Below are 18,548 nucleotides of genomic sequence, written 5' to 3' on the forward strand. Positions count from 1 at the left end.
CTTACCGTCCTTACCGGCCCCCCGCACAAAAAAACCGGGGACCGCCCATCCATGGTCCCCGGTGCCTATCGGCGCGCGGCGGTCATGCCGCAGTGCTGTGTGGTCGACCTGGTCGCTGCTCGCTAGTGAGCGACCTCAACACGACCTCAAGTTGTAGTGAAATGTCCGGCAGGTGCAATGTTGGTTCGGTTCATGGCGCCGGCGACCGCTTCGCGGGTACCCAGAACTCGGCGAGCGCCGTAGAGGCCCTCCTCTCCAACCGATGTGCAACACATCTTTAGGACATTGTACCGATTCTGTCAATCGATGCATTACCGGGGCCACAACCACCCGAACGTTCCCGCGGTTACCAGCCCGTAGAGCAGTCCGTCGAAGACCTCCTTGATCGCCACCGACCACGGCTTTCCCATCCAGATTGCGGCGGGAACGGTCCCCGCGGCATAGGCGAGGAATCCGGTCGCGCCGACCACGCCGAAGACGTCCATGTACTCGACGCCCGGATCGATGGTGTGACAGGCGACGAAGCCGAGGCAGATGGAGATCACCAGTACGAACACGAACCACTGTACCAGCATCGGGGTCATGTTGGGTGCCGCCGGCCTCATGAGGGTGAGCACCCCGACCGGGCCCTCGATGTACTTCTGCTTGATCTCGGGCTTCTCCATGTCCTTGGGATTGCTGCAGTAGGGGAGAATGTACTGGCGGGGCGGGGGATTGCCGGCGCGGATCGCGGCCCGCACGGCGTCCTCGTTGGGCAGTGGGTTGTAGTCGCTCCTGTGGTACTTCAGCACCATATGAAGCAGGAAGCTGGTAAAGAACACGAGCACGGCCGAGAGGAGGATGGGAAGCCAGAGTGCGCCAAGCGTCACCATAAGGAGCCTCCAGAGGTGTGGTGGATCGGGGGGACCCGGCATAAGTTACCCGCCCCCCGCCCGGGCGCGAAATGTCGGGTCCGTGATCCGCCTCACCCCCCAGTTCCGGCGACCGGTCAAGATTGCGGACAGACCCTCACCTGGAGCGTTCCATGGCGGCAGGCATGAAGCGGCTGTTCAGGGCGGCAATCGCGCTCGTCGCGGCAGTAGTGGTACGGAAAGGCATCGAGCGGGCCGGGAAAGACGCGCGGGTTCGGCGGAAGGCCGACGACCTGCGGAAGACCGTGCGGGACCAGGTTCCGGTCGCCCGGAAGAAGGCGGGCGAGTTGGCGCGCGATCTCAAGGATGCGGCCGGGAAGCGGGTGCCGCAGGTTCGGCAGGAGGCAGCCAAACAGATCAGGAAGCTCGCCAAGCTGACGGAGGGCTGAACCACCGCAGTCATCGGCTGCGGGGCCGCCGTCGTGGTCCCGCACGCCGCTCCCCCCTCGTTGTCATAGCCAACGACCAGCCTTAGCTTCGGCTGGTCGGCCGTCCCCTTCCGGCCACGACCTCCAACTTCGCACATGAACTCTCAGCTCCTTGTCGGGCTCCTGTTGGGCGCGCTGGCCGGCGGCCTCGTCGCATGGCTCGCCGCCCGCGGCAAGGTCGCGCGCCTGGAGGAGCGGGCTGCGGCCGAGCGTCGCGCCGCCGCGGAGAAGCTCGCGCTGCTGCAACAGGCGGAGCACACCTTGCGCGACGCGTTCGCCGCGCTCGCGGCCGAGGCGCTGAGGCAGAACAACCAATCCTTTCTGGCGCTGGCGGAGACCAAGTTGGGCGAGCTCCACCAGTCCGCCGCCTCCGACCTGGAGCGCCGGCAGCAGGCGGTGGACGACCTGGTGCGCCCGCTGCAGCAGGCGCTGGAGCGGGTCGACGGCAAGCTCCAGGAGGTGGAGAAGGACCGGATCGCCAGCTACGCCGGACTGGTCGAGCAGGTGAAAGCGATGGCCCACTCGCAGCAGGCGCTCCAGGCGGAGACCGGGAACCTGGTGAAGGCGCTCCGCGCGCCGCAGGTCCGCGGCCGCTGGGGGGAGATGCAGCTCAAGCGGGTGGTCGAGATGGCCGGCATGCTGGATTACTGCGATTTCCAGGAACAGGCCAGCGTCGAGACTGCCGACGGGCGCCTCCGGCCCGACCTCGTCGTGCGGCTGCCGGGCGGCAAGACGGTGGTGGTCGACGCCAAGGCACCGCTGGCCGCGTACCTCGACGCGGTGGACGGGAGCCTCGACGATGGCGCCCGCGAGCTGCTGCTGCGCGACCACGCCCGCCAGGTGCGGGAGCACATGATCGGCTTGTCGGCCAAGGCGTACTGGAACCAGTTCCAGCCGGCGCCGGACTTCGTGGTGATGTTCCTCCCGGGCGAGACGTTCTTCAGCGCCGCCTGCCAGCACGACCCCTCGCTGATCGAGTTCGGCGTGAGCCAACAGGTGATCCCGGCGAGCCCAACGACCCTCATCTCTCTCCTTCGCGCGATCGCCTACGGCTGGAGGCAGGAGCAGATCGCCCGGAACGCACAGGAGATCAGCGAGCTCGGCCGCCAGCTCTACGAGCGGCTCGGCACCATGGCCGGACACTTCGACGACCTCCGGCGCGGGCTGGACAAGGCGGTCGAGAGCTACAACAAGGCGGCGGGGTCGCTGGAGAACAGGGTGCTCGTCTCCGCGCGGCGCTTCAAGGAGCTTGGCGCTACGGCGGAGGAGCTGCCGGGAGTGAGCCCGGTGGAGCTCGCCGCCCGGCCGCTGCAGGCGCAACCCTGACGGGGATCGTTACGAAGGAGCGCTGGATGGGGCGCGGGAGGACGGTGGGACAGGGAGTGCCGGCAGGGTAACCACGGGGCCGGTGATCGCGATCACGTTCCGCGGGAGGAGGCCTCCATAGGATTGAGGCGACCTGAAGGAGGTCCCTATGCGTACTGATCTTGCGCGGCATGCGCGCTACAGCATGATGGCCGCTGCCTGGCTCGGCGCCCTCGCGATGGGCGCCTGTAAAGGCAAGGAAAAAACCGCCGATACCGGACGGGTCGAGACCCCGGCCGCAACCGACACCGGCACCGCCGGGATGGCGGGGGCGGGGACGGCCGACACCGCGAAGGCGGCCACCAGCAATGCCCCGTACACCGATCCCAACATCGTGGCGCTGCTCGACGAGGCCAACAAGGCCGACAGCGCGGCGGGAGCGTTCGCCCTCACCAAGGCGGCCGATCCAGGCGTGAAGCAATTCGCCAAGATGATGATGGGTGAGCACCACGCCCTCCGGGTTCAGGGGCTAGCGTTGGCCAAGAAGCTCAACGTTACCCCGCAGGCGCCAACCGAGGACCCGGTGAAGGCTGCCGGCACCTCCGAGATGGACTCGCTCCGCGCGGCCGGGAAGGGCGCGGCGTTCGACAAGGTCTACATCGACCAGGAGGTCACCATCCACAAGGCGGTGCTCGACCTGGCGAACAAGGGTCACGACGATACCCAGAACGCGGAGCTCAAGGCCCTGATCGAGAAGGCGAAGCCCATCATCCAGAGACACCTGGACCGGGCGGAGGAGCTGCAGAAGAAGCTGGGCAAGCCGACCACCTAAAGCGCTAGCGGCGATCAGCAGAAGCGATTTCCAAGCAGGTGACGCGGCCCCCGGGTCAGGTTATCCCGGGGGCCGCGGCTCGTTCGGGTGCATCACGGCCCGCCGGTGGCGACTCGGCCGGTGACGGCTCCCACGGGCACGGCACTACCGCGCCGCGCCGCCGCCCGCCTTCCCGATCCCGTCGTCCAGTAGAGGATGGTCGCCAGGATGAGGACCCCTGCCACGGCGAGCAGCTCGCGCGCCGTGCTGGAGCTGAGCACTCCCAGAAGACCGAGCACGGCAAGGAGCGGGATCACCCCGCTGCGCCCCGGCAGAGCGGTGTCGCCACGGGCGCGGGCGCGCCGCTCCAGCTCCCACGCCGCGGCGCAGCAGGCCACGTAGAGCAGCATGTTCGACACGCTCGCCAGAAACACCAGCGAAGCGAACGTGCCGGTCAGCGCAAGCAGGGCCGCGATGACCCCGTACGCCACCAGCGCGTAGTGGGGGACCCGGGTGCGGGGATGCACCTCGCCCAGGGGTCTCGGAAGGACTCCCATTCGCCCGAATGCGAAGAACATGCGTGAGGACCCGAGCACATCGCCGGCGAGCCAGCCGAGCATCGAGACCGCACCTGCCGCGAGCATGAAATACCGGCCGGAGGGGGAGATCCGTGCCAGGGCGTCGGCCAGGGGCGCCCGGGACGCGGCCAGCTCGGGGCCGAGCACGCCCTGAGCGACGAGCTGAATCGCCAGATAGAGGAGCACGATCAGGGAGAAGGCCGCCAGCAGCGCCCGCGGAATGGTCCGGGCCGGATCGCGCACCTCGCCGCTCGCTCCCAGCGCGATCTCCATCCCGGCCAGCGCGAACACGGCCAGGATCGCCCCGCGGGCCAGGCTGGAGGCGGCCGGCATCTGGGGAATGGCGAGATGCTCAGGACGGACCAGGGTTGCACCGAGCGCGACGAAGAGGAGCAGGGCGAGGAACTTGACGACCGCCGCCCCGGCCGCGACTCGCGTGCCCGACCGCACTCCGGGGAGGTTGACCGCCACGAGCGCCGCGAAGAGCAGCACGATGGCGGCCGCCCGGAACAGGCGTCCACCGAGCAGAGGGCTCAGGGTCGAGAGCGAGTCGACCAGCGCGGCCGCGACTCCGGCGGCCGCGAGCACACAGGTGAGCGCGAGCAGCACGCCCGTGAGGTAGCCGGCCAAGGGCCCGAAGGCGACCTCCGCGTACGCGTAGATCCCACCGCTCCGCGCCACCCGCTGTCCGGCCTGGGCCATCGCCGCCACGGCGAATCCCATCACCACCGCGGCGAGCAGCACCGCGAGCGGCCCCGCGCTGCCCACGGTGAGCGCGAGGGCGGCGGGAATCGCGAAGATCCCGCCGCCGATCACCGAGTTGATCAGGCTGCCCGCGAGGGCGGCTGGACCGATCACGCGGAGGAGGCCTTCGTCGCTCTGGTCGGTCATCGGTCGCCGTTGATCGGGGTGAATCCGTCTCGACGTTGGGGCCAGGCTTGCCTGCAAGGCAAGACGCCAGGCATCATAAGCTACGGCCCGGCCGCCGATGTCCGCCAGGTTCGCGCCACCACTCGCGCAGGAGTTCAGGCGAAGTGGTAGCCCCACTCCGCTGATGATATTTCCGACGCGGCAACTCGCGCGCAGGTTTCCAGCGGGGCGCCCGTTACTGTGCGTATCGCTCCCGCGCCGCATCCCACGACTGCTTCAGCCCCTCGAAAAACCGGCGCCCCTCGGGATCCCGGCGAATCGGCTCCAGCAACGGATCGCGCTGAAACCAGGGATAGCACGGAAAACCGGTCTCCACGGCGCGACCGAGCCAGAGGCGGGCGTGACTCAGCTTCCCCAATTGGGCGTAGGCGGCGCCCAGGCCGTAGGCGACGTGGTGGTCCATGTAGCCGTTCTCGACGACCTCGCGGATCAGCGCCTCGGCCCGAGTCCGGTCTCCTCGAGCCGCCGAAAAGCTGGCGAGCGAGGCACGCGAACGCGCGGCGGCCGGAGCGGATGGGGAGCTCGCGAGCGAGTCGAGCACTGCGAACGCTCGGGCGGTGTCGCCGCTGTAGAAGTAGGCCTGCGAGAGATACGAGTCGACATAGGCCCGGCTGCTGGTCCGCCGTACCTCTTCCAGCGGCCCGATCGCTTCGCGATAGTGGCCCGAGAGGAACTCCACCACACCCCTGGTGCGGAGCTGCTCCGGCAGATTGAGCGGATCGACCGCGAGCGCCTTCCTTACCTCCAGCGACGCCTGGTCGAGCAGGCCGAGGTGGTAGAATGCGGCCGCTCTGAAATAGTGCGCCAGGTCGAGATTGGGGTCGAGTTCGAGGGCGTGGCCGCTCTCCTCCAATGTGCGTCCCCAATCGAACTCGGACTTCCGGGCCACGGCTGCTCGGGCCAGGTGCGCCTCCGCCAGCGACGAGTCGAGGGCGATGGCCCGGGTCGCATCCGCTTCGGCCCGCTCTCCCCAGATCTTCACGTCTTTCCCGGTGGCAAAACGCAGGTGCATGTCGGCGCTCGCCATCGCCAGGCCCGCCAAGGCGAGCGCGTAGGTGGAGTCGAGCGCCAGCGCGCGCTCGAACGCCGCGATGGCCGCCGCCGTGCCTTGCTCCGAGATCCGGGCGAGCTGGGCCCGCCCTTCGAGATAGGTCTCGTACGCCGCGCCGTTGCTGGTATACCGCCGGTAGAGCCGCGCATGCTCGGCGGCACTCATTCGAATGGAAAGCGCGCCGCTCACCCGTTCGGCGATCGAGTCCTGCAGCGTCAGCAGATCCTGCCGGGCCAAGTCATAGTGGGCGCCCCACAGAGGCGAGCCGTCGTTCGATCGCAGCAGCTGGACGCTCACCCGCAGGCGATCACCAGCGGGCTGGACGGTTCCGGCGAGAAGATAGTCGACCGCCAGTGTCCGGCCGGCCTCGCGAGGATCGGGGTCCTGGCCGGCATAACGCAGAATCGCGCTGGTGGGCCGAAGCCGGATCTGCCTCACGGCCGCGAGATGGGTGATGATCGCATCCGGAATCCCGATGCCCAGCACGCCGGAATCATCGGCGGCGCCGATGCTGCGGAAGGGAAGCACCGCGAGGGCGATGGGTCCGCTGGGAGGCCCGGTTGAGGGCTGCCGGCGGCCCAGGAGGTAGGCTCCCGCGCTGACGGCGAGCACGGCCGCCGCTGCAATGGCAACCAGGCGCCTCGCCGGAACAGCCGGGGGATTTGCCCCGGCTGCCGTGAGGCCGTGCCTGAGCGCCGCGCTGAGCTCGGCGCCCGTGGCAAAGCGATCCGCGGGCGCCTTGGCGAGTGCTCGAGTCAACGCGGCGTCGAGCGCGGGAGACACGCTCTCCCGGATCCGCCGCACCGAGGGGATTGGGTCGCCGATGCGCTTGGCGATGACGGCGTGTGCGGTCGGGCCGGTGTAGGGGGGCTCCCCCGCGAGCATCTCGTACAGCACGCAACCGAGGGCGTAGAGGTCGGTGCGACCGTCGATCGCCCGCTCGCCGCTGGCCTGCTCCGGACTCATGTAGGCCGGTGTGCCGACCACGATGCCCGTCTCGGTGAGTCGCGTCTGGTCGGTCTCGCTCAATGACCGCGCAATCCCGAAATCGGCCACCAGGGCATGGCCGCCGGTCAGCAGAATGTTCTCGGGCTTCACGTCCCGGTGGACCACGCTGTGGCGATGGGCCCAATCGAGCGCGTCCGCCACCTCGGAGGCGAGCCGAACCGCTTCCTCGAGCGGGAGCTGCCCCTCGCGCTCGAGCCGTGCCCGCAGCGACTCGCCCTCGACGTAGGGCATGGTGAACCAGAGCCGGTCGGCGCCGCCCCGTGGCGCGAGCACCCTGCCGGAGTCGAGCACGGTCAGGATATGGGGATGCTGCAGGCCTCCCGCGAGCCGGATCTCGCGCTCGAATCGTTCGGGCCCGAGCGCCGCGGCGAGGTCGGACCGGAGCACCTTGAGGGCGACGAGCCGGTCGTGGCGGAGGTCTCGGGCGAGATAGACCGTCGCCATGCCGCCATGACCGAGCTCGCGCTCGAGGACATAGCGGTCGTGGAGGGCGTCGGCGAGGGAGGGATCGACTGTGGCCACGATCCTGCCGGGGTGGAGGAACGCTATCAATGTGGGAGGGTGGGCTGGGGATCGCCAGCGGCTGGCACCGCTCGGCCGCCGCGGTGCCGATGGGGGAGATGCTCAGTCCAGCTGGTGCTCCGCACGCACGCGCTCGAGGGCCACGTGATCCGTCAGATCCAGCTCCAGCGGCGTGAGCGAGACCCATCCTTCCTTCACCGCCCACCGGTCGGTGCCTTCCTCGCTGTCCTCGATCGGCCGCACCGTGAGCCAGAAGTGCTTGCGTCCCATCGGATCTTCGCCCGGCACCACGCCCCCGTCGTATTGCCGCACCGACTGGCGGGTCCACATGAGGCCCCGGGGCTGGCGCGGGAAGTTGACGTTTACCAGCTTGAGCCAGGGATCCTGCAGCAGCAGGCATTCGAGGACCCGCTGCACGTAGGGCGCGAGAACGTCGAACGCCGGCTCGGTCCGTCCCGCCGGCGTGCTCAGTGCCACGCCCCGGAGCCCCAGCAGCGCCGCCTGCTTGGCCGCCGCGAGCGTCCCCGAGTGCCACGCGGAGTTCCCCAGGTTGGGACCCAGGTTGATGCCCGAAAGCACGACGTCCACCTTCTCCCAGTTGTACGCGCCGAGCGCGACGCAGTCGGCCGGGGTGCCGTTGACCCGGTGCGCCTGGAAGTCGCCCAGCATAGTCTTCCGGAAGGAGAGCGGACGGCTGGCGGTGATGGCGTGCCCCATGGACGATTGCTCCACGTCGGGCGCCACCACTCGGACGTCCCCGAACTGGGCCGCGGCCTTGGCCAGCGCCAGGATGCCCGGGCTGTAGATTCCGTCGTCGTTGGTCACCAGGATCCGCATTCAGGCAATCTATCCTCTCACCGGCACACCTCATCTGCGATGCACGTCACCCTGCTTCACAATCCCTCGGCTGGCGAAGGGGAGTACTCCCGGCACAAGCTGGTCCGAGCCCTGGTGGCCGCCGGTCACGCGGTCACCTACCAGTCGACCAAGGAGAAGGACTACGCACGGGCCTTGACCGACCCGGGTGACGTGGTGCTGGTGGCCGGCGGAGACGGCACGGTGCGCAAGGCGGCGGGCGCCCTGCTGGGTCGCGACGTGCCCCTGGCGCTGCTTCCGATGGGCACCGCCAACAACGTCGCCAAGGCGCTCGGGGTGGAGGGCTCGCCCGAGGAGGTCATCGCCGGTCTCGCCGCATCCCGGCCGCAACGGTTCGACGCGGGCGTGGTCAAGGGCTCCTGGGGAGAAGGCCACTTCCTGGAGGCGGTAGGCCTCGGCCTCTTCCCGGTCACGATGTGCCTGGTGGAATCGCGGGCCGATCACCGGGAAGGACGCGCCGAGCACGAGGATCTCGGCATCACCCGGGACGTCCGCTACCTGAGCCGGGTGCTCCGCGACCTCCGTCCGCAGGCATGGCAGATCGAGCTGGATGGCCAGGACGTCTCGGGTGAGTTTCTGCTCTGCGAGGTGATGAACATCCCGTCAATCGGCCCCAATCTGCGGCTGGCTCCCGGCGCGGACGCCGGTGACGGCCTGCTCGACGTGGTGCTCGCCACCGAGCGCGAGCGCGAGTCGCTGCGCGAGCATGTCGCGGCCCGGGTGGCGGGTGACGATCACCAGATCGATCTCCCGATCCGGCGCGCGCGGGAGATCTGCATCGTCGCCCACGGCGCAGAGCTGCACGTCGACGACGAGCTCCAGCGGCCCGGCGAGGCGCCGTCCGCCGCGGGGGCGCGGATCCAGCTGAGCCTGCTGCCGGGGGCGTTGAGATTTCTGGTGTAGGGGGGAAGGACGGCGGCGGTAAGGGCGGCGGTAAGGGCGGCGGTAAGGGCGGCGGTAAGGGCGGTAAAGGCGGTAAAGGCGGTAAAGGCGGTAAAGGCGCGAGAACCCAGACCCTCGTTTCCGCATGACCAGACCTTACTGCCCTTACCGCCCTTACCGCCGTACCGCCCGGCTCGCGTTAGATTGCGAACTCCCCCTGCTCGACGGAGCCCCAGGCATGCCGCGGATCACCCCCATCGACTACGACACCGCATCACCAGCCATCCGCGCGGCGCACGACGAGCATATCCAGCAGCACGCCCGCATCACCAACATGAAGCGCACGCTGCTCAACTCGCTGCCGGCGTTCCGCGCGTTGATGGAGTGGTACCCGCTGCGCGACGCGGTGCAGCCGTTCCTGGGCGAGCGGCTCACCACCCTCTTCGCCCACGCCATCTCGGCGGAGACCGACTGCCTGATCTGCTCCACCTTCTTCCGCCGCATCCTGATCGAGACCGGCGACAACCCCGACCGTCCCCGGCTGGACGAGCGGGAGTCCGCCGTGATCGAGTTCGCCCGCCGCCTCGCGGTGTCGCCGTACCGGGTGCCGGACGAGCTGTATCAGCGGGTGGCGAGCTACTTCACGCCGGAACAGATGGTGGCGCTCGCCGCGTTCGCCGCTCTCATGGTGGCCACCAACGTGTTCAACAACGCGCTGGACGTGGAGCTGGACGAGTATCTGCAGCCCTACCGGGCGCGCGAGCGGCGGGGCGCCGAGGTGGCGGGAGAGCGCACGTGAGCGGAGAGTTCGCCGGGCGGGTGGCGTTCATCACCGGTGCGGCGCACGGGCAGGGACGGGCCACCGCGCTCGCCTTCGCGGGAGCAGGCGCCAGGATCGCGGCGTTCGACGTCGCCCGGCCACTGCCGTACCCGGGATACGGGATGGGCTCGGGTCAGGACCTCGAGTCCCTTGCCGCCACCTGCCGGGAGCTCGGCAGCGAGTGCCTCACCTTTGCTGGCGACGTCCGGGATGATGCGGCCGTCACCTCGGCGGTGGCCCGGACGGTGGATCAGTTCGGCCGGATCGACGTCCTGTTCAACAACGCCGGGATCTGCGCTTACGGCCTGGCCCACGAGCTGACCGAGGACGCGTGGGACACCATGCTCGACATCAATCTCAAGGGTGCCTGGCTGGTGGCGCGGCGGGTGATCCCGGTGATGATGCAGCAGCGCTCGGGCAGCATTGTCAACAACTCGTCCGTGGCCGGGCTCCGCGGGATGGGCCGGCTCAGTCACTACGCCGCCTCCAAATGGGGACTGACCGGCCTCACCAAATCCTGGGCGATCGAGCTCGCTCCCTACAACATCCGGGTGAACTCGATCCATCCCACCGGGGTCAACACCCCGATGAACGACGGACTCGCCGCGCTGGAGGGCCTCACCCCCCGGGAAATCGCCGAGCGGTCGGCTGGGAACCTCCTGCCGGTGCCGTGGATCGAACCGGAGGACGTGGCGCACGCGGTGCTCTATCTCGCCTCTGATCGCGCGCGCTACGTGACCGGCGCGCCGCTGGTGCTGGATGCGGGGCTGCTGAGTCGCTGACCGGTCATGCGCCTCGCCTCTCCCGCCGGGCGCTGGACCGTGGCCGCCGCGATCCTGAGCTCCGGGACCGTGTTCGTCGAGAGCACGGTGGTGACGGTGGCGCTCCCCTCGGTCGGGCGCGATCTGGGGCTCGGGCTCGAGGGTCTCCAGTGGGTGATGAACAGCTATCTCCTCACGCTGAGCGCGTTGATGCTGCTGGGCGGCTCGCTGGGAGATCTGTTCGGCCACCGGCGGGTGCTGATGGTGGGACTCACCGGGTTCTCCGCCGCGAGCATCGGCGCGGCGCTCGCGCCCGCCGCCGCCGTGCTGCTGGCCGTGCGCCTGTTCCAGGGAGCGGCCGGTGCCATTCTGGTGCCGAATACGCTCGCGCTGATCAACGCCACCATCGACGAGAACGACCGCCCCGCGGCAATCGGCCGCTGGTCCGCCGGGTCGGCCGTGTCCACCGCGCTGGGTCCCCTGCTGGGTGGATGGCTGGTGGATGCGCTCTCCTGGCGCTGGGTGTTCGCCGTGCCGGTGCCGTTCGGGCTGCTGGCACTGTGGATCGCGGCGCGCCGGCTGCCGGCCGGGCCGGCCCGCGCCTCGGGTCCCACCGCGCGCCGCGTCGACTTCGCCGGGGCCACGCTGGCGACCCTGGGTCTTGCCGCCGTCACCTGGGCGCTCATCAGCGAGCCCCAGCGGGGCTGGGGCGACTCCCTGATCCTGGTCGCGACGATCGGCGGGCTGGCGCTGCTGGGCGGCTTCGTGCTGCAGGAGTGGCGCGCGTCCGACCCGATGCTGCCGCTCACCCTGTTCCGCTCGCGCCAGTTCACCGGCGCGAACATGGTCACCCTGCTGGTCTACTCTGCGCTGGGCGGCCTCTTCTTCCTGCTCATGCTCCAGCTGCAGAACGTGCTGGGCTACCGCGCCCTCCGAGCGGGTGCCTCGCTCCTGCCGGTCAACGCACTCATGCTTGTCATCTCGCCGACCGCGGGCCGGGTGGGCCAGCGGGTGGGACCGCGCTGGCCGATCGGCGCGGGTGCGACGGTGGCCGGCATCGGCATGCTGCTGTTCTCCCGGGTACAGAGCGGGGCCAGTTATGTGGAAACCGTGCTGCCGGCGCTGATCGTGTTCGGACTGGGGCTGTCGGTACTGGTGGCGCCGCTCACGGCGGCCGTGCTGGCGGCCGCGGAGGAGGGAAAGGGTGGGATCGCATCAGGGGTGAACAACGCGGTGGCTCGCCTGGCCGGTCTCCTGGCCACGGCGGCGCTTCCGCTCGCCGCCGGCATGGGAGGTCTCCGGAATCTGGCGGGCGCCGCCTACGGCGCGGGCTTCAGCCGCGCCATGGTGATCTCGGCCGGCCTCTGCTTCGCCGGCGCGCTGGTGGGGTTTGGGACCATCCGTGGTGGAAGGGCAGGAGGACGGTCAGGGCGGGAAGGACGGTAAGGGCGGTAATGCTTAGGGTGAGATCCGGCGGTGGCGGGGCGGGGACCTTACCGTCCTTCCCGCCCTGACCTCCTTCCCGTCATACCCGCCCTCCTACTGCCGTGTCACCAGGAACGCCGTCAGTGCCTCCACCTCCCGCGGACTCAACGTTCGCGCGAACGCCGGCATTCCCGGTCCGCCATTGGTGATCTTCCCCGCGATACCCACCGCGTTCATCCGGGTTCCCACCTCGGTGAGGTCCGGGCCGCGCTGACCGCCCTGCTCGCCGATGGCGTGGCAGAACTCGCATCCCTTGTCGTGGAAGAGTCGCGCGCCCTCGACGACCGTGGGATTGTCGTTGTGCACCGCGCTCGCCGACAGCGGCGCGGCCGAGAAGTCGGGTGACCACTTGGCCCGCTCCCCGGCGGCCCAGAAGATCCCGATCGTCACCACGATGAAGAGCACCACCAGGGCGGCCCACGGCCGACGGCGCACGCTTCGCTCCCCGGTGTTGAAGATCGGGATCAGCAGGAGGACGATGCCGAAGACCAGCGGTGCGAACACGATCACCGCATCCTCCCAGCTCGTCGGCGTGAGCGCGAGCAGGGCGAAGTACCAGAGGAAGTACCAGTCGGGACGCGGATAGGCCTCGAGAATGCTCGGGTCAGGCGGCTTCCCCAGCTCGGGTGGCCCGATGACGAGCGCGAGCAGGGCCACGATCGCCACCATCGCCGCCCCGAACACCACGTCGCGCCACGCGGCGTCGGGCCAGAACGGCACGCCCTCACGCCGGAGCATCTCCTGGTACGCCGCCCGGTAGGTGGCCTTGTCCACGGGCTGTCCTGGCACCGGCCGCTCGGAGATCCCGTGCCGCAGCACCAGCATCAGGTGCAGGCCCACCAGTGCGAAGACCAGCGCGGGGATGAAGAAGACGTGGAAGGCGAAGAAGCGGCTCAGCGTGGCACCGCCCACCGTATCGCCCGCGAGGAGGAACCGCGCGACCTGGGGCCCGACCACCGGCATCCGCCCCGCCTGGGCCGCGCCGATGATGACCGACCAGACCGCGGTCTGGTCCCAGCGCAGGAGCTGCCCGGTGAAGGCGAGCGCCATGGTGAGCAACAGGAGCAGCGCGCCGCTCAGCCAGTTGAGCTCCCGGGGGAACTTGTACGCGCCCATGATGTAGGTGCGCGCCACGTGGGCCCCGATCATTACCACCATCGCCGAGGCACCGAAGTAGTGAAGCCCTCTGAGGAAGCGCCCCATCAGCGCCTGCTCGCTGATGAATCTGAGGCTGTCGTACGCCTGGCCGCTGGAGGGGACGTACGCGGTGGCGAGAGCGATCCCGGTGACGACCTGCAGCACGAAGGCGAGGAAGGTGGCGCTGCCGAAGGTGTACCACCAGCCGGTGCGGGGCGGCACCGGATGGGTGAGCGCGTGCTTGAGCCAGCTTACCAGTCCGCTGCGGTCGTCCAGCCAGGCGAGAGCGCGCCGGATCACTTCGGCCTCACGCGATGGGAAGCGGGCTGGTGAGGATCTCGACCCGGCCCTGCCGCACCCGCACCGGGTAGCGGGGGAGCGGTTTGGGCGGCGGGCCCGCCGCTACCGAGCCGTCGCCGTTGTAGACGCCGCCGTGACAGGGACAAAGAAAGAGGCCGGCATCTGCGAGCCAGCGTACCGGACAGCCCAGGTGGGTGCAGTTCACCGCGAACGCGGTGAAGGTCTCGGTATCTTCGCGCCGGAGCCATGCGGCGGTGCGTGCGGTGACGCCGGACCAGGGCAGGGGAGACGCGTCGTCGAAGGTGACGCTCACCGTCTGGCCCACCTTGAACAGCTCGGCCTGGCCCACGGCCCGCCACTGGCGGGGAACCTTGCGGGTAAGAGGTGAGAGGAGGAAGCCCACCACCGGCACGCCGACGACGGCGGCCACCGCGGCGGAGAGCGCAATCGAGACCCGGGAGAGAAACCGCCGGCGCGATGGGGTCATGTCATCCATGCCGGCCAACATAGCGCGTCCCCGGAAGCCGCCACAAGAGCGGCGCCTCGCTACATTGCCGCCGCGGCCGCCCGGGTCCTGCGCCCGATGCTCCACTTGAGGGCCGGCGGAGCGACCAGCGTCGTGGCCACCACCATGAGAACCACGGCGGAGAAGGTCCCCTGGTCCATGATCCGCTCCCCATGGACCGTGAGGCCGAGGCCGAGGTTGGCGAAGATGAGGCCCACCTCGCCGCGCGGAATCATCCCGATGCCGATGGTGAGGCCGTCCAGCGTGCTGCGCCACGCTCCCACGGCGCAGACCTGCTTGCCGACGATCGCCACCAGGGTGAGCACACCGGCGAGCGCCAGTACCGACGGGCGCGCCAGGGCGGCGAGGTCGACCCGGATGCCCATCACCACGAAGAAGATCGGCGCGAGGACCAGGGAGAGCGGCCGGATCAGGTCGGCGATGGGCGCGTCCCCTCGGGTGGCGAAGCGATGCGCGTGCGCCTCCTCCAGCACCAGTCCCGCGGCGTACGCGCCCACGATCGGCGCGAGGCCGATCACCGACGCCAGATAGGCCAGCCCGAAGCAGAGCACCAGCGCCGTGGTCACCAGCACCCCGCGGCCGCGGAGGCGAGCCGCGCCGGCGAAGTACCAGGGGGACAGCAGGACCCCGAGCCCGATGGCGCCCACCAGGAACCCGAATGCCTTGGCGAACACGAGCACGGTGCCGAGATAGGACGGCGTGCGTCCCAGGTCGGCCGCGGTGAGCACGCTCGCGATCACCGCCAGCACCACCAGGCCGAGCACGTCGTCGATCACCGCCGCACCCAGGATGATGCGGGCCTCCCGGGTATTGGCGGCGCCCAGATCCTTGAGCACCCGGGCGGTGATCCCGACGCTGGTGGCGGTGAGGGTAGCGCCGAGGAAGGCGTGGACGTACTTGCTGTGGTCGGGAAGGAGCAGCGCCCCGAGCCACCAGCCGAGCAGCCAGGGAGCGACCACGCCGACCACGGCGACGACCAGCGACCGGGCCCCCACCTTGAGCATGTCGCCCACGGTGGACTCGAGCCCCACCTCGAAAAGCAGGACCACGACGCCCAGCCGGGCCAGGATGTCGACGGTGGTGTCGGTTCCCAGGGAGCGGAACCAGGGCACGCCCAGCAGGTGGACGTTGCCGATCAGTACGCCCGCCAGCAGCTCGCCCAGCACTGCGGGCTGCCCGGCGCGCTCGGCCAGGTCGCCGCCGAACTTCGCCGCCGCGAGCAGCAGGGCGAGCGCGAGCAGCACCGGAGCCAGCGGGTCGCCGTGGCTCTGGGCGAGACCCTGCAGGGCCGCTGGAGTCATCGAATCAGCGCCGCGCGACGGCCCCGCTCGCCAACAGCGAGCGCACCCGGGCCACCAGCTCCTCCGGCGCGAACGGCTTCTGGATGAACGGCGCTGTGGGGGGCAGCAGACTGCGGGCGAGCACATCGTCGCCGGTGTACCCCGACATGAACAGGACCGGCACGCCCGGCTGGGTGAGCGCCAGCGCCTCGCTCAGCTCCCGGCCGTTGAGTCCCGGCATGATGATATCGGTCAGCACCAGCTTGGGCGTCTCCGCCTGGGTGGCCACGAGCTCGAGCGCCTGCCTCCCGTTCTCCGCCTCCAGCACCGTGAGCCCCGCGGCCTCCAGCGACCGGCGCACCATGCTGCGGACGGCGGCCTCGTCCTCCACCACGAGCACCAGCGCCGGCTCGAGCTGGGGCAGCCACTCGCCGGCCGGCTCGGGTTTGGGCTTCGGCTCGGAGGGCACCTCGCTCCGCGCCACCGGGAGATAGACCTTGATGGTGGTCCCCAGTCCGAGCTCGCTGTAGGCCCAGATGAAGCCATCGTGCTGCTTCACGATGCCGTAGACCGTCGAGAGTCCCAGGCCGGTGCCCGCGCCGACCGGCTTGGTGGTGAAGAACGGCTCGAAGATCTTGGTCAGCGTCGCGCGATCCATGCCGCTGCCGGTGTCCGAGACGGTGAGCCGCACGTAGGCCCCGGGTATGAGCCGGCCCACGCTGTGGGCGCGGGCGTAGCCCTCGTCCAGCAGCACCGCGTCGATGCCGAGTGAGAGGGTTCCGCCCGTCCCCATCGCGTCCCGCGCGTTGGCGGCGAGGTTGATCAGGACCTGATCCACCTGGGTGGGGTCGGCCAGCACCCGGTGCTGGGTGCGGCGCGGCAGGATCACCAGATTCTTGTCGGCGCCGAGCAGGCGCTCCAGCACCGGCGCCAGCGCCTCGATGGCGGCGTGCACGTCCAGCAACAGGGTCTGGCTCACCTGGCGGCGGCTGAAGGTGAGGAGCTGCTGGGCCACCTTGGCCGCGCGGCTGGCGCCGCGAATCATCTCCTCGACGTCCCCCACCTGGGGGTGATGGGGCCCCAGCTCCTTGAGGACGAAGTCGCCGAAGCCCAGCACCGCCATCAGCTGATTGTTGACCTCGTGGGCCACCCCGCCCGCGAGGGTGCCCACCGCCTGAAGCTTCTGCGCCTGGCCCAGCTGCTCCTGCGCCTTGACCCGCTCGGTGATATCGGCATGGGCGCCGACCCACTCGCGCACCACGCCATGGGCGTCCAGCACCGGCACTGCCCGGATCTCCATGTGCCGGTACTCGCCATCGTGACGCCGGAGCCGGTGCTCGGCCAGCAGCGGCGTGCGGGTACGGACGGCGCGATTCCACTGGCGGGTGGCTTCGGCGCGGTCATCCGGGTGGATCGCCCGGAGCCAGCCGCCCCACTCGGCCTCGGCGACGCTCTGGCCAGTGAATGCCTCCCACTGACTCAGGTCGAGTGGCCGTTTGCCGTCGGCTGACGCGGTCCAGACGATCTGGGCTGTGGCGGCCACCAGGGCGCGGTAGCGGGCCTCGCCGCGGCGGAGCGCCTCCTCTACTCGCCGCTGCTCGGTGACGTCGTTGTCCACCTCGATCACCGCGTCGGGGGCGCCGTCCTGGTCGCGGTGCAGAATCCAATGGCTGGCGACCTGGACCAGGGCGCCGTCACGGGCGCGGCGAATCAGCTCGCCATGCCACTCGCCCGCCTGCAGCAGCGCGGCTTCCGCAGCCGCCTCGCTCACCGGCAGCTCGGTGCGGAGCAGATCGCGCGCGAGCGCCCGCGCGGCCTGATCCGCGGACCAGCCATAGAGCCGCTCGGCGCCCGCGCTCCAGAACCGGATCCGGCCCTCGATCCCGCGGGCGAAGACCGGCGCGTGACTCAGGACGTCGAGCAGCTCGCGGGTCCGCCGCTCGCTCTCGCGTGCCGTCTCGGACGCGGTCATCTCCGCCTGCAGCAGGCGATCCCGCAGCGCCAGCTCCGCCTGCGCGCGGTCGGCCGCGCGGCGCTCGGCGTCGGCCCGCCGCGTGACCGCCGCCATCCAGTACGCCACGCCGACGAACATCGCATTCCACGCGGAGACGTAGAGGATCATCCCGATGTGCGCTTCGTACAGCCCGAGCCGGGAGGCCAGCACGCTGCCGGCGGCGAACAAGAGCGGCAGCAGCACCGCCAGGGGAAGGAAGCGCCGGAGGAGCACCGTCCCGGGATCCGGGCCCACCAGCAGATTGAGGACGGCCGATTCGTGCGTCGCGGCGGTCACACCCGCCGCGAGCAGCAGCAGGATCAGCCCCGTGTGCAGCGCCGTTCCGACGCCGGTCGTCAGGGCATACAGCTCGGACACGCCCAGCAGATGGCCCACGATCGGCATGACCGGAAGGGCGATGGCGCCGATCACGACCGCCGTGTGCCAGCGCCGGGGCTGACCGTGCCGCCGGGAGCCGGAGCTCAGGAGGGCAACGCCGAGCAGTAAAAAGGTGGCGGCGGCGGTTGGCGCGGGACGGCCGGGGAAGATCGGGGAGAGGGAGGCCACGGATTCGGGGAAGAGCAGCTGGTCCAACCCCAGGCTCAACCGCAGCACGTACTCCGCCACCACCGCTCCCGCCAGCACCGTCGCCAGCCAGGCGCCCAGGGTCTGCAGGCGGGCCAGGCCGGTGCGGAGTGAGAGCAGGCTCACACCGGTGAGGACGAACAGCACGGCCACCAGCGGCTGAGTCGGCGGCAGAAACGGGGACAGCGGGATCAGCGGCTCGACGCCGAAGACGTATCCCTGCACCACCGCCACGCCGAAGGCGATCGCGACCAGCGCGGCCACGAACGGAAGGCGTCGGATTCGGGTGATCGCGGCGAGGCGATCGACCGCAGGCGGCGCGGACCGCGGGGCCACCGGCGGGGCTACGTGCACCATGC

The 18,548-nt window shown here is 70.1% G+C and carries 15 protein-coding genes; 7 read left to right on the forward strand and 8 right to left on the reverse strand.

From position 1 onward, the window contains the following. Positions 1-311: 311 nt before the first annotated feature. Positions 312-872, reverse strand: a complete 561-nt coding sequence (locus tag VHR41_12790; GenBank protein HEX3235070.1) for a hypothetical protein — start codon at positions 870-872, stop codon at positions 312-314. 152 nt (positions 873-1,024) lie between these two features. On the opposite strand from VHR41_12790, the gene VHR41_12795 reads away from it, so the two are divergent. The 3 genes from VHR41_12795 to VHR41_12805 all read left to right on the forward strand — a co-directional run bounded on the left by VHR41_12795 (position 1,025) and on the right by VHR41_12805 (position 3,476). Further along, positions 1,025-1,300 carry a hypothetical protein gene (locus tag VHR41_12795; GenBank protein HEX3235071.1) on the forward strand — a complete coding sequence of 92 codons (276 nt, stop codon included), beginning with the start codon at positions 1,025-1,027 and terminating at the stop codon, positions 1,298-1,300. A 135-nt stretch (positions 1,301-1,435) separates the two neighbouring features. Continuing rightward, entirely contained in the window at positions 1,436-2,665 is a 1,230-nt protein-coding gene (locus tag VHR41_12800; GenBank protein ID HEX3235072.1) for a DNA recombination protein RmuC, read from the forward strand. A gap of 148 nt (positions 2,666-2,813) precedes the next feature. Beyond that, positions 2,814-3,476, forward strand: a complete 663-nt coding sequence (locus VHR41_12805; protein ID HEX3235073.1) for a DUF4142 domain-containing protein — start codon at positions 2,814-2,816, stop codon at positions 3,474-3,476. A 92-nt stretch (positions 3,477-3,568) separates the two neighbouring features. Here the strand turns inward: VHR41_12805 and VHR41_12810 are convergent, their stop codons facing one another. From VHR41_12810 to surE, 3 genes are all read right to left on the reverse strand, one after another. Next, entirely contained in the window at positions 3,569-4,924 is a 1,356-nt protein-coding gene (locus VHR41_12810) for an APC family permease (GenBank protein HEX3235074.1), read from the reverse strand. Positions 4,925-5,138: 214 nt separating this feature from the next. Then, positions 5,139-7,544, reverse strand: coding sequence for a protein kinase (locus VHR41_12815; GenBank protein HEX3235075.1), 2,406 nt, complete (start codon positions 7,542-7,544; stop codon positions 5,139-5,141). Positions 7,545-7,646: 102 nt separating this feature from the next. After that, positions 7,647-8,381 (reverse strand): 5'/3'-nucleotidase SurE, encoded by a 735-nt coding sequence (gene surE, locus VHR41_12820; protein ID HEX3235076.1) that lies wholly within the window; start codon positions 8,379-8,381, stop codon positions 7,647-7,649. Between the two features lie 39 nt (positions 8,382-8,420). On the opposite strand from surE, the gene VHR41_12825 reads away from it, so the two are divergent. The 4 genes from VHR41_12825 (at position 8,421) to VHR41_12840 (ending at position 12,329) form a co-directional block, all read left to right on the forward strand. Continuing rightward, the gene (locus tag VHR41_12825; protein ID HEX3235077.1) at positions 8,421-9,323 is read left to right on the forward strand and encodes a diacylglycerol kinase family protein; all 903 of its coding nucleotides are present in this window, start codon (positions 8,421-8,423) and stop codon (positions 9,321-9,323) included. 217 nt (positions 9,324-9,540) lie between these two features. Then, positions 9,541-10,101, forward strand: coding sequence for a hypothetical protein (locus VHR41_12830; GenBank protein ID HEX3235078.1), 561 nt, complete (start codon positions 9,541-9,543; stop codon positions 10,099-10,101). Continuing rightward, positions 10,098-10,904, forward strand: coding sequence for a mycofactocin-coupled SDR family oxidoreductase (locus VHR41_12835; GenBank protein HEX3235079.1), 807 nt, complete (start codon positions 10,098-10,100; stop codon positions 10,902-10,904). The genes VHR41_12830 and VHR41_12835 overlap by 4 nt, the downstream gene beginning before the upstream one ends. A gap of 6 nt (positions 10,905-10,910) precedes the next feature. Further along, complete coding sequence (locus tag VHR41_12840; protein ID HEX3235080.1) at positions 10,911-12,329, forward strand: DHA2 family efflux MFS transporter permease subunit; 1,419 nt, start codon at positions 10,911-10,913, stop codon at positions 12,327-12,329. Between the two features lie 93 nt (positions 12,330-12,422). Here the strand turns inward: VHR41_12840 and VHR41_12845 are convergent, their stop codons facing one another. From VHR41_12845 to VHR41_12860, 4 genes are read right to left on the reverse strand one after another with little or no spacing between them, the layout of a single operon-like run. Continuing rightward, a complete protein-coding gene (locus VHR41_12845) occupies positions 12,423-13,805 on the reverse strand; it encodes a cytochrome b N-terminal domain-containing protein (protein ID HEX3235081.1) in 1,383 nt (460 codons plus the stop codon). 7 nt (positions 13,806-13,812) lie between these two features. Continuing rightward, the gene (locus VHR41_12850) at positions 13,813-14,292 is read right to left on the reverse strand and encodes a Rieske 2Fe-2S domain-containing protein (protein ID HEX3235082.1); all 480 of its coding nucleotides are present in this window, start codon (positions 14,290-14,292) and stop codon (positions 13,813-13,815) included. 59 nt (positions 14,293-14,351) lie between these two features. Further along, on the reverse strand, positions 14,352-15,632 hold the full coding sequence (locus VHR41_12855) for a cation:proton antiporter (protein HEX3235083.1): 1,281 nt from the start codon (positions 15,630-15,632) through the stop codon (positions 14,352-14,354). A 4-nt stretch (positions 15,633-15,636) separates the two neighbouring features. Next, on the reverse strand, positions 15,637-18,546 hold the full coding sequence (locus VHR41_12860; GenBank protein HEX3235084.1) for a PAS domain S-box protein: 2,910 nt from the start codon (positions 18,544-18,546) through the stop codon (positions 15,637-15,639). Between the last annotated feature and the right edge of the window lie 2 nt (positions 18,547-18,548).

The sequence above is a fragment of the Gemmatimonadales bacterium genome (assembly GCA_036265815.1).
Classification (GTDB): domain Bacteria; phylum Gemmatimonadota; class Gemmatimonadetes; order Gemmatimonadales; family GWC2-71-9; genus CAVVWJ01.

What these genes read in the sequence shown, in the direction of transcription:
- VHR41_12790 (HEX3235070.1), bottom strand. Translation starts at nt 872, where the DNA reads ATGGTGACGCTTGGCGCACTCTGGCTTCCCATCCTCCTCTCGGCCGTG.
- VHR41_12810 (HEX3235074.1), bottom strand. Translation starts at nt 4,924, where the DNA reads ATGACCGACCAGAGCGACGAAGGCCTCCTCCGCGTGATCGGTCCAGCC.
- surE (HEX3235076.1), bottom strand. Translation starts at nt 8,381, where the DNA reads ATGCGGATCCTGGTGACCAACGACGACGGAATCTACAGCCCGGGCATC.
- VHR41_12850 (HEX3235082.1), bottom strand. Translation starts at nt 14,292, where the DNA reads ATGACCCCATCGCGCCGGCGGTTTCTCTCCCGGGTCTCGATTGCGCTC.
- VHR41_12800 (HEX3235072.1), top strand. Translation starts at nt 1,436, where the DNA reads ATGAACTCTCAGCTCCTTGTCGGGCTCCTGTTGGGCGCGCTGGCCGGC.
- VHR41_12830 (HEX3235078.1), top strand. Translation starts at nt 9,541, where the DNA reads ATGCCGCGGATCACCCCCATCGACTACGACACCGCATCACCAGCCATC.
- VHR41_12795 (HEX3235071.1), top strand. Translation starts at nt 1,025, where the DNA reads ATGGCGGCAGGCATGAAGCGGCTGTTCAGGGCGGCAATCGCGCTCGTC.
- VHR41_12840 (HEX3235080.1), top strand. Translation starts at nt 10,911, where the DNA reads ATGCGCCTCGCCTCTCCCGCCGGGCGCTGGACCGTGGCCGCCGCGATC.
- VHR41_12825 (HEX3235077.1), top strand. Translation starts at nt 8,421, where the DNA reads ATGCACGTCACCCTGCTTCACAATCCCTCGGCTGGCGAAGGGGAGTAC.
- VHR41_12855 (HEX3235083.1), bottom strand. Translation starts at nt 15,632, where the DNA reads ATGACTCCAGCGGCCCTGCAGGGTCTCGCCCAGAGCCACGGCGACCCG.
- VHR41_12860 (HEX3235084.1), bottom strand. Translation starts at nt 18,546, where the DNA reads ATGGTGCACGTAGCCCCGCCGGTGGCCCCGCGGTCCGCGCCGCCTGCG.
- VHR41_12805 (HEX3235073.1), top strand. Translation starts at nt 2,814, where the DNA reads ATGCGTACTGATCTTGCGCGGCATGCGCGCTACAGCATGATGGCCGCT.